This is a genomic window from Pseudomonas yangonensis (genome assembly GCF_009932725.1).
In the GTDB taxonomy this organism is placed as follows: Bacteria; Pseudomonadota; Gammaproteobacteria; order Pseudomonadales; family Pseudomonadaceae; genus Aquipseudomonas; species Aquipseudomonas yangonensis.
This window is the reverse complement of the sequence record NZ_BLJU01000006.1, coordinates 72,587-86,433: the sequence shown is the minus strand read 5'-3', so window position 1 is coordinate 86,433 and position 13,847 is coordinate 72,587. Positions and strand designations below refer to the sequence as shown.

At 65.7% G+C, this 13,847-nt stretch carries 8 protein-coding genes; 6 read left to right on the top strand and 2 right to left on the bottom strand.

The window, feature by feature from the left end; translation table 11 throughout:
• Positions 1–59 precede the first annotated feature (59 nt).
• From GYB81_RS11345 to rlmF, 6 genes are all read left to right on the top strand, one after another.
• Positions 60–2,891, top strand: a complete 2,832-nt coding sequence (locus GYB81_RS11345) for a valine--tRNA ligase (protein WP_161867554.1) — start codon at positions 60–62, stop codon at positions 2,889–2,891.
• A gap of 141 nt (positions 2,892–3,032) precedes the next feature.
• A complete protein-coding gene (nhaC, locus tag GYB81_RS11340) occupies positions 3,033–4,463 on the top strand; it encodes a Na+/H+ antiporter NhaC (RefSeq protein WP_161867553.1) in 1,431 nt (476 codons plus the stop codon).
• 185 nt (positions 4,464–4,648) lie between these two features.
• Positions 4,649–6,025, top strand: coding sequence for a sodium:proton antiporter NhaD (gene nhaD, locus GYB81_RS11335; protein ID WP_161867552.1), 1,377 nt, complete (start codon positions 4,649–4,651; stop codon positions 6,023–6,025).
• A 36-nt stretch (positions 6,026–6,061) separates the two neighbouring features.
• Entirely contained in the window at positions 6,062–6,358 is a 297-nt protein-coding gene (locus GYB81_RS11330; RefSeq protein ID WP_161897824.1) for a winged helix-turn-helix domain-containing protein, read from the top strand.
• Between the two features lie 263 nt (positions 6,359–6,621).
• Positions 6,622–8,451 carry an SLC13 family permease gene (locus GYB81_RS11325; RefSeq protein ID WP_161867593.1) on the top strand — a complete coding sequence of 610 codons (1,830 nt, stop codon included), beginning with the start codon at positions 6,622–6,624 and terminating at the stop codon, positions 8,449–8,451.
• 158 nt (positions 8,452–8,609) lie between these two features.
• Positions 8,610–9,608 (top strand): 23S rRNA (adenine(1618)-N(6))-methyltransferase RlmF, encoded by a 999-nt coding sequence (rlmF, locus tag GYB81_RS11320; RefSeq protein ID WP_161867550.1) that lies wholly within the window; start codon positions 8,610–8,612, stop codon positions 9,606–9,608.
• Positions 9,609–9,855: 247 nt separating this feature from the next.
• Here rlmF and GYB81_RS11315 read toward each other — a convergent pair whose 3' ends face one another.
• Entirely contained in the window at positions 9,856–10,398 is a 543-nt protein-coding gene (locus tag GYB81_RS11315; protein WP_161867549.1) for an isochorismatase family protein, read from the bottom strand.
• A gap of 2 nt (positions 10,399–10,400) precedes the next feature.
• Positions 10,401–13,835 carry an AAA family ATPase gene (locus GYB81_RS11310; RefSeq protein WP_161867548.1) on the bottom strand — a complete coding sequence of 1,145 codons (3,435 nt, stop codon included), beginning with the start codon at positions 13,833–13,835 and terminating at the stop codon, positions 10,401–10,403.
• Positions 13,836–13,847: the final 12 nt, after the last annotated feature.

Genomic DNA, 13,847 nt, shown 5'->3' with positions numbered 1-13,847 from the left:
TCCATCCCCGTTATACTTGCCGGCTTTTCCGATCAGCCGTCACAAGGGTCCCGCCGCGCATGGACAAGACCTACCAGCCGCACGCCATCGAATCCAACTGGTACCAGACCTGGGAGCAGAACAACTACTTCGCCCCACAAGGTAGCGGTGAGCCTTACACCATCATGATCCCGCCGCCGAACGTCACCGGCAGCCTGCACATGGGTCACGGCTTCAACAACGCGATCATGGATGCGCTGATCCGCTTCCGCCGCATGCAGGGCCGCAACACTCTGTGGCAGCCGGGCACCGACCACGCCGGTATCGCCACCCAGATGGTGGTGGAGCGTCAGCTCGCCGCACAGGGTATCGGTCGTCACGACCTGGGCCGCGAGAAGTTTCTGGAGAAGGTCTGGGAGTGGAAGAACCAGTCCGGCGGCACCATTACCCGGCAGATCCGCCGCCTGGGCAGCTCGGTGGACTGGTCGCGCGAGCGCTTCACCATGGACGACGGCCTGTCCGAAGCGGTCAAGGAAGCCTTCGTACGCCTGCATGAAGACGGCCTGATCTACCGCGGCAAGCGCCTGGTCAACTGGGACACCAAGTTCCACACCGCCATCTCTGATCTGGAGGTCGAGAGCCACGACGAGAAAGGCTCGCTGTGGAACCTGCGCTACCCGCTGGCCGACGGCAAGAAGACCGCCGAAGGCAACGACTACCTGATCGTCGCCACCACCCGCCCGGAAACCATGCTCGGCGACAGCGCCGTGGCCGTGCACCCGGAAGACGAGCGCTACAAGGCGCTGATCGGCAGCTACGTCGAACTGCCGCTGCTGGGCCGGCGCATCCCGATCATCGCCGACGACTACTGCGACCCCGAGTTCGGCACCGGCTGCGTGAAGATCACCCCGGCGCACGACTTCAACGACTACGAAGTGGGCAAGCGCCACGACCTGCCGCTGATCAACATCTTCGACAAGAACGCCGCGGTGCTGGCCACTGCCCAGGTGTTCAACCTCGACGGCAGCGTCAACGAGCAGATCGAGGCGAGCATTCCGGCGCAGTTCGCCGGGCTGGATCGCTTCGAGGCGCGCAAGCAGATCGTTGCCGCCTTCGAGGCTGCCGGCCTGCTGGAAAAGATCGAAGATCACGCGCTGAAGGTGCCGAAGGGCGACCGTTCCGGCACCGTGATCGAACCCTGGCTGACCGACCAGTGGTACGTCTCCACCAAGCCGCTGGCCGAGAAAGCCATCGCCGTGGTCGAGAGCGGCGAGATCCAGTTCGTGCCCAAGCAGTACGAGAACATGTACTTCAGCTGGATGCGTGACATTCAGGATTGGTGCATCAGCCGCCAGCTGTGGTGGGGCCACCGCATCCCGGCCTGGTACGACGAGGCGGGCAACGTCTATGTCGGCCGTGACGAAGCGGAAGTGCGCGCCAAGCACAACCTCGAAGGTGTCGCCCTGCGCCAGGACGAAGACGTGCTGGACACCTGGTTCAGCTCCGGCCTGTGGACCTTCTCCACCCTCGGCTGGCCCGAGCAGACCGATTTCCTCAAGACCTTCCACCCCACCGACGTGCTGGTCACCGGCTTCGACATCATCTTCTTCTGGGTCGCGCGGATGATCATGCTGTCGACTCACCTGACCGGGCAGATTCCGTTCAAGACCGTCTACGTGCATGGCCTGGTGCGCGACGGCCAGGGCCAGAAGATGTCCAAGTCCAAGGGCAACGTGCTCGACCCGCTGGATATCGTCGACGGCATCACCCTGGACGCGCTGCTGGAAAAACGCACCAGCGGCATGATGCAGCCCAAACTGGCCGAGAAGATCGCCAAGCAGACCAAGGCCGAGTTCCCCGAGGGCATCGCCAGCTACGGCACCGACGCGCTGCGCTTCACCTTCTGCTCGCTGGCCACCACCGGCCGCGACGTGAAGTTCGACATGGGCCGCGTCGAGGGTTACCGCAACTTCTGCAACAAGCTGTGGAACGCCGCCAACTTCGTCATCGAGAACACCGATGGCCAGGACACCGGCGTGAAGGGCGAAGAAGTCGAGCTGTCCTCGGTGGACCGCTGGATCATCAGCCAGCTGCAGCGCACCGAGGCCGAGGTCACCCGCCAGCTCGACGCCTTCCGCTTCGACCTGGCCACCCAGGCGCTCTACGAGTTCGTCTGGGATCAGTACTGCGCCTGGTACCTGGAGCTGGTCAAGCCGGTGCTGTGGGACGAAAACGCGCCGATCGAGCGCCAGCGCGGCACCCGTCGCACCCTGGTACGGGTGCTGGAAGTCATCCTGCGCCTGGCTCACCCGTTCATGCCCTTCATCACCGAAGAAATCTGGCAGCGCATCAAGGGCCAGGCCGGCGTGCAGGGCGACACCCTGATGCTGCAACCCTGGCCGGTGGCCAATGAAAGCCGCATCGACGCCGCCGCCGAGGGCGACATCGAGTGGGTCAAGCAGCTGATGCTCGGCGTACGGCAGATCCGTGGCGAGATGAAGATCTCCATGGCCAAGCGCATCGACATCATCGTCGCCAACGCCAGTGCCGAGGATCAGCGTCGCCTGGCCGACTTCGAGCCGCTGCTGAACAAGCTGGCCAAGCTCGAATCGGTACGCGTGCTGGCTGCCGGTGAGGAAGCGCCGATGTCCGCCACCACCCTGGTCGGTGAGATGGAGGTGCTGGTGCCGATGGCCGGGCTGATTGACAAGGACGCCGAACTGGCGCGCCTGGACAAGGAGATCGCCCGCCTCGATGGCGAGGTCAAGCGCGTCGGCGGCAAGCTGGCCAATGAAGGCTTCGTCGCCAAGGCCCCGGCCGAAGTGCTGGAGAAGGAACGCGCCAAGCTGGCCGAGGCCGAGCAGGCCCTGAGCAAGATGGTCGAGCAGCGCGGCAAGATCGCGGCTCTCTGATCACAGCGCGCCACAGAAAGACCCGCGTCCTGACCGGCGCGGGTTTTGTTTTTTTGTGGGAGGGGCTTCAGCCGCGAGCTTCAACCGCAAAGTCGCGGCTGAAGCCCCTCCCACGGTTCATCTGATTTTCCGGTATTCCCCATGACCACCCGCTCCCCTTCCCTGCTCGACGCGCTGCTGCCGATTGGCGTGCTGGTCGTGCTCCTCAGCCTCTCCGTCTACCTGTTCGGCGATGGCTCCTCCAGTGGCCCGAACCAGATCGCCCTGATGAGCGCCGCCTTCGTCGCCGGCCTGGTCGGGCTGAAGAACGGCCTGCGCTGGGCCGAGATCGAGGAAGGCATACTCGCCGGCATCCATATGGCCATGAAGGCCAACCTGATCCTGCTGGCGGTCGGTGCGTTGATCGGTGCCTGGATTCTCGCCGGCACCGTGCCGACCATGATCTGGCTGGGCCTGAAACTGATCAGCGCCGAGTATTTCTACGTCACCAGCTGCCTGATCTGCGCACTCACCGCGCTGTCGATCGGCAGCTCGTGGACGGTGGCCGGCACCCTCGGCATCGGCCTGATGGGCGTGGCGGCGGGCCTGGGTCTGGATCCGGCGATCACCGCCGGGGCGATCATTTCCGGCGCTTACTTCGGCGACAAGTTGTCGCCGCTGTCGGACACCACCAATCTGGCTCCGGCGTCTGCCGGCGCCGACCTGTTCGCGCATATCCGCAATATGCTGCGTACCACCACGCCGGCGCTGCTGATCGCACTGGTGATCTTCTTCGTACTTGGCCAGCAGGCCGGCGCGAGCCACGATACCGGGCGTATCGCCGAGGTACTGGCGGCCCTGGAAGCACAGTTCCGCCTGGGCTGGCATCTGCTGCTGCCGGTGGCCTTCCTGCTGCTGCTCGCGGTGCGCCAGTGGGCCGCCTTCCCTGCAGTATTTCTCGCCGCCCTGCTCGGCGCGGTATTCGCCGTGGCGTTTCAGCCGGAGGTGATGGCGCGCCTGGCTGACCCACAAGCTGGCGCCCTGGCCCCGTTGAAAACCGTCTGGAGTGCGCTGTTCGCCGGCTACGAGTCGGCCAGCGGCAACGCCGAACTCGATGGCCTGCTGTCCAAGGGCGGCATGGGCAGCATGCTCACCACCGTGTGGCTGATCATCTGCGCCATGTGCTTCGGCGGCGTGCTGGAGCGCCTCGGCCTGCTGCAACGCCTGTTGCAGAGCGCGCTGCGCATGGTGCGCAGTGACAGCGGCCTGGTTGCCAGCACCATCACCACCACCATCGGCGCCAACATCATCACCGCCGATCAATACATCGCCCTGGTTCTGCCGGGCCGTATGTATCGCGCCGAGTACGAGAATCGCGGCCTGGCGCCGACCAGCCTGTCGCGCGCACTGGAAGACGGCGGCACCCTGACCTCGGTACTGGTGCCCTGGAACACCTGCGGCGCCTACATGGCCGCCACCCTGGGCGTGGCCACGCTGAGCTACCTGCCGTACTGCTTCTTCAACCTGATCATGCCGGTGCTGGCCATCGCCCTCGCCTACCTGTTGCCACCCAAGCGGCAAACCGCACTCTGACCTTGTACCCTCGGGCCGGCCGGTGCGCCGGCCCGAACCTCCTCAATAGGTAGCAAAGCGTTCATCTCTTTGCCCCTTTCGCTATAAAAATCTTCCCTTTTTCCAATTGTTTCAGGCATCTTCACCCGCCTGGCAGCATCCCCCCGGCATGTCCCCCCAATAAGAATCAGAGCGGAACTCCGAACATGTATGCGTTGATGGCACTCGTCTTCGTTCTCGGCTACCTGTGCATTGCACTCGAGCACCCGTTAAAGATCGACAAGGCAGCCTCAGCCCTGCTCACGGCCGTGATCGCCTGGACCCTGCTGGTGCTCGGTGCGGACAGCATTCTGCCGATGCTCGGAACCGGCACGGCCGGGGCCAGCACCAACACTCATCACGTGGTCGAGGAACTGCGCCACCACCTGGGTGAAATCTCCGAAATCCTGTTCTTCCTCATGGGCGCCATGACCATCGTCGAGCTGATCGACGCCCACGAAGGTTTCAAGGTCATTACCGACCGCATTCGCACGCACAAGCGCGTGCACCTGCTGTGGCTGGTGGGGCTGATCACCTTCTTCCTGTCCGCCGCACTGGACAACCTGGCCACCACCATCGTGATGATCTCGCTGCTGCGCAAGCTGATCGCCGACCGACACGAGCGTTGGTTCTACGCCGGAATCGTGGTCATCGCCGCCAACGCTGGCGGCGCCTGGTCGCCGATTGGCGACGTCACCACCACCATGCTGTGGATCGGCAATCAGGTGACCGCCACCGGCATCAGCGCTGCCCTGTTCCTGCCCAGCCTGGTTTGCCTGCTGGTGCCGCTGCTGATCATGAGCTTCGTCCTCAAGGGTGACGTAGCCGAACCGCGCATCAAGGAAAGCGCCGAGAGCCGCCGTGACCCGACCACTCCATTCGAACGCAACCTGGTGTTCGCTCTCGGACTGGGGGCGCTGGTCTTCGTGCCGATCTTCAAGACCATCACTCATCTGCCGCCGTACATGGGCATCCTGTTCGGCCTCAGCCTGCTGTGGATCACCACCGAAATCATCCACCGCAGCAAGAACAGCGAAGAGAAGGACCCGCTGTCGGTGGTCGGCGTGCTGCGCCGAATCGACATCACCAGCGTGCTGTTCTTCCTTGGCATCCTGCTCGCGGTCTCGGCACTGTCCAGCGCCGGTCACCTGATCCAGGTGGCGACGCTGCTCAAGGACAGCCTGGGCAGCGTCTACAGCATCGCCATTTCCATCGGCATGCTCTCGGCCGTGGTGGACAACGTGCCGATGGTCGCCGGCGCCATGAAGATGTATCCCCTGATCAGCCCCGAAACGCTGGCTACCGCTGCGGCGGAAGAACTGCCCTGGCTGCGCAACTTCGTGGTCAACGGCAACTTCTGGGAAATGCTCGCCTACTGCGCCGGCACGGGCGGCAGCTGCCTGATCATCGGCTCGGCCGCAGGTGTGGCGGCCATGGGCATGGAGAAGATCAACTTCATCTGGTATCTGAAGAAGATCACCGGCCTGGCCTTCGCCGGCTACCTGGCCGGTGCTGCCACCTACATGCTGCTGTTCGCCGCCTGACCCGCGGCGGCACACCAACAGGTACAGGGAGTCGCCATGCAGACGAGCAAGACCCGCACCAGCTTTTATCGTCGCCTTTACGTAGCCTGGCTGATCGACAGCGGCCAGGCCGTCAGCGTCCCCGCGCTGATGGAGGCCACCGGCATGCCGCGGCGCACCGCGCAGGACACCCTCGCCGCACTCGCCGAGCTGGATATCGACTGCCAGTTCGAGCATAACCAAGGTGAGCGCAACAACGCCGGCCACTACCGGATTCACGACTGGGGGCCGATCGACAAACGCTGGATCGCCGCCAACCTGCAGCAGATCAAGGCGACGCTCGGTTATCCCTGAGATAATCGCGCCTTTACTTCAGGGCGCTTCTAAAAACCTAGGCGAGGCAGTCAGGACAAGGCGCAACGACCAGCGGGAGTAACAGCCGAAGGCTGGCCCGAAGGGCGAGCGCCAGCGAGTCAAGCAAGCGAAAAACGGTCGGAGTCGCGCTCGACTTTACGAGCTGTAAATGAGCATTTTGATCGGACTCGCGCACGAGCTTGTTTTTAACGCAGTGATGACAACGCCGGTAGTTTTTAGAGGCGCCCTTCATGGGATATGCGATGAATCCGGACCTGCTCTGGGTGCTCGGCCTGCTGGCCGGCGCCATCACTCTCTTCATCATCGGCAAGCCGCGCATGGACGTGGTGGCCCTGCTGGTGCTGGTCGCCCTGCCGCTGACCGGCGTGCTCGACCTGCAGCAGACCCTGGCCGGTTTCAGCGACCCCAACGTCATCCTGATTGCCGCGCTGTTCATTATTGGCGATGGCCTGGTGCGCACCGGCATCGCCTACCGCCTGGGCGACTGGTTGGTGGCCAAGGCTGGCAGCAGCGAGACGCGGCTGCTGGTTCTGCTGATGCTGGCAGTGGCCGGGCTGGGTTCGGTGATGAGTTCGACCGGCGTGGTGGCGATCTTCATCCCGGTGGTGCTGGGCGTGGCTGCGCGCCTGCGCATCGCCCCAGGCCGGCTGATGATGCCGCTGGCTTTCGCCGGGCTGATCAGCGGCATGCTCACGCTGGTCGCCACCCCGCCAAATCTGGTGGTGCACGCCGAGCTGCGTCGCGCCGGCCTGGACGGCTTCGACTTTTTCGCCTTTACCCCCATCGGCCTGGCCGTGCTGGTGCTCGGCGTCGGCTATATGCTGGTCGCTCGCCGCTGGCTGGTGCGCAATGAGGCCGACGGCAACGCCGAGCCGCCGCGCCTGACACTGGCCGACCTGGCGGAGCGCTATCGCCTGAGCGAACGCGAGCGGCGCCTGCGGGTGCGCACCGACTCGCCCCTGGCCAATCAGGTGCTCAACGAGTTGCAACTGCGCCGCGACCACGGCATCAATGTCATCGCCATCGAACGCCGCCAGCGCCTGCGCACCCTGCTGCTGATGGCGAGCGGCAATACCCTGCTGGAGCCGGGCGACGTGCTGCTGGTGGATATCGCCAGCCCGACCATCGGCCTGCTCGGCAGCTACCAGGCATTGGGGCTGGAGCCCATGCCGCTGCCGCATTCGTATTTCAGCCTGCATGCCCACGAACTGGGCCTGGCCGAGGTGGCGCTGCCGCCGGAATCGCAGTTACCCGGCAAGACCATTCAGGAACTGGGCTTTCGCTCGCGGCACAAGCTCAACGTGGTCGGCCTGCGCCGCCAGGGCCAGGCGCTGGAAGGCGTGCTGGTGGACGAGAAACTCAAGGCCTCCGACACCCTGCTGGTGGCCGGTGCCTGGCGCGACATCCACCGTTTGCAGGGGCTGAGCCGCGATTTTCTGGTGCTCAGCCTGCCGGCGGAAGTAGCCGAGGTGGCGCCAGCCGCGCGCAAGGCGCCGTACGCGCTACTGAGCCTGGCGGTGATGGTGGGGCTGATGGTCAGCGGCCTGGTGCCCAACGTACAGGCCGCTCTGATCGCCTGCCTGCTGCTGGGCGCGTTTCGCTGCATCGATCTGGACAGCGCCTACCGCGCCATTCACTGGCCGACGCTGATCCTGATCGTCGGCATGCTGCCCTTCGCCCAGGCGCTGCAGCAGACCGGCGGCGTCGAGCTGGCCGTGCAGGGCCTGGTCGGCGGCCTGGGCGATGCCGGGCCGCATCTGATCCTGGCCAGCCTGTTCGTCCTCACCGCGGTGATCGGCCTGTTCATCTCCAACACCGCCACGGCGGTGCTGATGGCCCCGGTGGCCATCGCCACGGCGCAGGCGCTGGGCGCCTCGCCGCTGCCCTTCGCCATGACCGTGGCACTGGCGGCGTCGGCAGCGTTCATGACGCCGATCTCCTCGCCGGTGAACACCCTGGTACTCGGCCCCGGCCAATACCGCTTCGGCGACTTCGTGCGCATCGGTGTGCCCTTTACCCTGCTGGTGATGATGATCAGCGTGCTGCTGGTGCCGCTGATCTTTCCGCTGTAACGCGGAAGATCATCAAGTGTAGGAGCGAGCTCTGCTCGCGAAGCTTTTGCCGCCGGCCAGCTTCGCTGAAGGTCAACGAATTCGCGAGCAGAGCTCGCTCCTACAAAGCCCGGCCCGACTATGGGAAAATCCCGCGCCCGACTCACCGATACCCGTTCATGCCCCAGCCGCCGAAACGCCCGCGCAAGCCCTCCTCCGCCGCCGTGAAAACCGCTCCGGCCAAGGGCGAGCTGCATCCACGCAACCGTCACCAGGGCCGCTACGACTTTCCTGCGCTGATCGAGGCCAGCCCCGAGCTGGGCCGGTTTGTCATCACCAATCCCTATGGCAAGCCGAGCATCGACTTCGCCAATCCGGCGGCGGTCAAGGTGTTCAATCGCGCACTGCTGGCGCAGTACTATGGCATTCGCCACTGGGACATTCCCGATGGCTACCTGTGCCCGCCCATTCCCGGCCGCGCCGACTACCTGCACAACCTCGCCGATTTGCTGGCAACCGACAATGACGGGCAGATTCCCCGTGGTGCCGGTATTCGTGCGCTGGACATCGGCGTCGGTGCCAACTGTATCTACCCATTGATCGGCCACTGTGAATACGGCTGGCGTTTCATCGGCGCCGATATCGCCCCGGCCGCGCTGGCCTCGGCGCGCGCCATCGTGGCGGCCAACCCGCAACTGACGGGGGGCATCGAGCTGCGCCAGCAGGCCAATGCCGAGCATATCTTCCTCGGTCTGCTGCAGGCGGACGAACGCATCGATGTGACCTTGTGCAACCCGCCCTTCCATGCCAGTGCCGAGGAGGCGACTCGCGGCAGCACACGCAAATGGCGCAACCTCGGCAAGCTCGACCCCAGACGCAAACTGCCGGTGCTCAACTTCGGAGGTCAGGCCGCCGAACTGTGGTGCCCGGGCGGCGAGGCCACCTTTCTCAAGCGCATGGCCAGCGAGAGCGCCCAGGTAGCCGGGCAGGTGCTGTGGTTCAGCAGCCTGGTATCCAAGGGCAGCAACGTGGAGTTGCTGCAAGGCTGGCTGGCCAGTGCTGGCGCGGCGGAGGTACGCATCCTCGGCATGTCCCAGGGACAGAAGCAGAGCCGCCTGGTGGCCTGGACCTTCAAGGATGCCGGGCAGCGCTGCGCCTGGCGCCAGGCAGGCGCCTGAGTCCGCCCTACAGCGTTGTTCTGCAGGAGCGGCTTCAGCCGCGATATGCCCAGCCTAGAAAACCGCCGCAAACCGTGGGAGGGGCTTTAGCCGCGACAAACCACCGCCGCTAAAGCGCCTCCCACGACAGTTGACTCCGCAAACCTCGTAGCCCGGATGCAATCCGGGGCCTGCCGCCGCGAGTCCCGGCTTGCATCCGGGCTATGGTTCCGTAGGAGCGGCTTCAGCCGCGAAATTCCCCGCCCGCTCAGCGAATAAACCCCTTGCTGACCTCGCGGAACACCTCCGTCCCCGCCTGCTCGAGCCACTCGAAGGCGACCATTTCGCGCGAGACGATAACCGCCCCGGCGCGCTCCATGCGCGCCAGGCCCAACGCCTTGTCGCGCAGCCGGCGCGAGCCGACGGCCTCGTCCACCACGAACACCTCGCGCCCGGCCGCCAGCAGACCGAGCACGGTCTGCAGCACGCAGACATGGGTTTCCGTGCCACAGACGATGAACTGCCGGCGCTCGCCGCCCGGCAGATCGAACAGCCCGGCCCCGCCAGTCGCCGAGAAATGAATCTTCTCGCGCAGCCCCTCGCCCGGCAGCAGCGCACGCAGACCGGCCTCGGTCGCGCCGAGGCCCTTGGGATATTGCTCGGTGGCAATCACCGGCACCTGCAGGTGCTGCGCCACCTGCACCAGCCAGGCGGCCTGCTCGACCACCGCCGCGCCGTCGTCGATGGCCGGCAGCAGCCGCTCCTGCAGGTCGATCACCAGCAGGGTGGAATCCTTCGCTCGCATCAGCATCGCTACGCTCCTTCCTTCACTGCAAAACGCGCGTCGAGCCGGCTGTAGCCGAGGCCGACGCCCTTGTGCACCCGCAGCTGTACGGGGATGCGTTCTTTCATCGCCTCGACGTGACTGATCACGCCGATGGTCTTGCCGCTGGCGTTGAGGTTGTCGAGGGCATCGAGCGCCACTTCCAGGGTTTCGCCATCGAGCGTACCGAAGCCCTCGTCGAGAAACAGCGAGTCGATACTGGTCTTGTGGCTGACCAGATCCGACAGCGCCAGGGCCAACGCCAGGCTGACCAGGAAGCTTTCACCGCCGGACAGCGTGCGGCAGTCGCGCGCCACGTCGGCCTGCCAGGTGTCGCACACCTCCAGCTCCAGTTCGCCGCTGCTCTTGCGCGCCAGCTGATAGCGACCGTGCAGGCGGGTCAGTTGGCGATTGGCCAAGTGGATCAGGTGATCGAGGGTCAGGCCCTGGGCGAACTTGCGGAACTTGGCGCCATCGGCCGAACCGATCAGGCCGTTGAGCTGCTGCCACAACGCGTGCTCGCTCTCCTGGGCAGCGATCTCGGCGAACAGCGCCTGCTGGCTGCTGCGCCGCGCATCGTCAGCCTGCAACTGGGCGCGCAGCTCGCCCTGGCGCTGGCTCAGCTCACGCAAGGCCAGCTGCAGCGCCTGCAGCTGCTCGTCCAGCTCGGCCAGCGTCAGCTCGGTCTGCGGTGTCGTACTCAGTTGTTGCAGCTGCACATCGGCGGCAGCCAGCAGCGTCGTCGCCTCGGCGAGGGCTTGCTGCAGACGCGCCTGCAAACTCGTCAGACGCTCGCGCTCGTCCTCGTCCAGCAGTGCAGCGAGAAAAGCCTGCAGATCGACAAAGGGGCTGGCCGCCAGCGCCTGCTGCCAGCGCTGCTCGGCTTCGCTCAGGCGCTGCTGCAATTGCTGCAGCAGGCTCTGCTGGCTCTGCTGCCGGCCACGCAGGGCATCGCTTTCGCGCTGCGCGCTGGCCAGGCTGTCGATGGCACCTTGCAGGGCCTGCTCGGGCTGCGCAACTGGCTCGGGCTCGATCAGCGCCTGCGCCTGTTCGCCCTGCCAGCGTTGTTGCCATTGCTCGGCCCGGGCCTCGGCTTCAACGAGCAGACGCTGGATTTCGCGCAGCTGCTCCTGCAGCTGTTGGTCTTGCACCTGGGCCTGCTGCCAGTCGCGCCAGGCGCTGGCCTGCTCGGCCAGCCAGGTGTCGGCGTGCGCCGGCAACTCCGGGGCAAAGCCCTCGAGACTGGCCAGCAGCGCCTGATCGTGATGCCGCAGTTCCTGCTCCAGCCCCTGCAGACGCTCGCCCTGTTCGCGTTGACGCGCCTGCAGGTTTTCTTCATCGCGCGCCAGCAACGCCTGGCGTTGCTGCATATCGGCCAGCGCCCGTTCGGCAATCTCGCGGGCACTACGCGCCTGCGTCAGCTCGGCCTGGCGGGTTTCGACCTGGGCGAGACGCTGCTGCAGCTGCCCGAGATGCTGCTCATGCTCATGCTGCAACTGACGCAGCGCGGCGCCATCGGCGACCTGCAAGGCCTGTTCGGCCAGTTGCTGCCGCCACTGCGCCTCCTGCTGAGTGGCCAGTTGTTGGGCCTGCTCCAGTTGCTGCTGCAGCTGGGCGATCTGCGTGGCCAGACGGGTTAGTTCATCGCGCAGGGTGCCGCCCTGGCTTTCCAGCTGCGCCAGCTCGCTGCGGCACTGCTCCAGCGCCTGGCGCGTGGCGGAGACGTTGAGCGCCTGATACTGGCTGACCGCCGGATGCTCGTGCGAGCCGCACAGCGGGCAGGCTTCACCTGCCTGCAACTGAGCACGATAGGCTTCCAGATCCTGAATGCGCTGCTCCTGCTCCAGCAGCTTTTCCTTGTCGGCGGCCTGCTGCTTGAACACCTTGTAGCGCTCGCGCAGACCGGTGATTTCATCGCTCTTGGCGGCGTGCTGCGTTTGCAGCTGCGCCAGGCGCGGGGTCAGCTCGGCGATCTGTTCGGCCGTCTGCTCGCGGCTCTGCGCCAGTTGTTCCAGGCGATCCAGCGCCCGTCCCTGCACTTGCAGCTGCTGCCAGCGCTGCCGCAGCCCGGCCTCGTCGTCCGCGCCGAGCAACGCCTGCAGCTCGCTGTGTTGTCCGGCTTCGCGGGCTTGCGCCTGCTCCAGCCGCGTCGCCGCGTCCGTCTGCTGCGCGGCGAGCTGATCACGCTGCTGTTGCAAGGTAGCGAGCTGCTCGCGCTCCCGCGCCATGCCCTCGCGCAGCGTCTGCTGCCGCATGAGCAGCTGCCCGCGCTGATCGAACTGAGCACGCCAGCCGCCTAGCAACTCGCCCAACCGCGCTCGCTGTGGCGCATCGCTCAGGCGCGCTTGCAGCGCTTCACGCTGCTCGGTCAGACGCTGCTGTTCGTTCTGGTGCAGGCTCAGGCATTGCCGGGCGTAGCGGCTGGCCAGCCAGAGTTGCTGGTGTTCGCGCTCGCTGCTGTGGCGCTGCTGCGCCTGCAGGTCGTCCAGCTCCTGCTGCGCCTGCTGCTGGTCCTGCTGCAGCTGTTGCCAGCTCTGATACAACGGCTGCAGGCGAGCGGCCGGTTCACTGGCGGCCAGGCGCTGTAAATCATCGGCAGCGTCATTGCGTGCCTGCTGCGCCTGCTCCAGTCTCAGCCGCGCCCGCTCGCATTGCTGCTCGGCCTGTTGCAGAGCTTCGCGCCAGCGGCGCTGGCCCTGCAGGGCCTGTTGCTGCGCCAACAGCGGCGCCTCCTCCTGATTCAGGCGCTGATGCTCGGCCTGCAATTCGGCGCGCTGCGCCTCGTCCAGCAGCTCCATGCCCTGAGCACGGCTTTTCAGCAGGTTCAGCGCCTGCTCGGACGCCTTGGTGCGCTCGTAGACCTGCTGCGAGATCAGTCCATACACCTCGGTACCGGTCAGTTCCTCCAGCAGCTCGGCACGCTGGTTGGCGTTGGCCTCGAGGAAGGCCGCGAAGCCGCCCTGGGCCAGCAGCATGGATTTGGTGAACCGCTCGAAGTCCAGGCCGGTCAGCTCGGCGGTAAGGTGTTCCTTCTCGCGAATCTTGTCGGTGAGGATTTCACCGTCGGCAATGCGCGCCAGCTCGACCTTGGGCGCCTGCAGCGCGCCTTCAACCTTGTCCCGCGCGCGGCGCTGGCTCCAGAAGGCGCGATAGCCCTGCCCTTTCACCTCGAATTCCACCTCGGCCAGGCAGTCGGCGGTGTGCCGGGTCATCAGCTCGTTGCCGCTGGCCGACAGCGTGCTCATGCGCGGTGTGCGGTGGTACAGGGCCAGGCATATGGCATCGAGCAAGGTGGTCTTGCCCGCGCCGGTCGGCCCGGTGATGGCGAACAGGCCGCTGCCGGCGAAGGGCTCGGCGGCAAAATCGATCTTCCATTCGCCCTTGAGCGAGTTGAGATTCTTGAGGCGCAGGCTGAGGATTTTCATGCACAGGTCGTA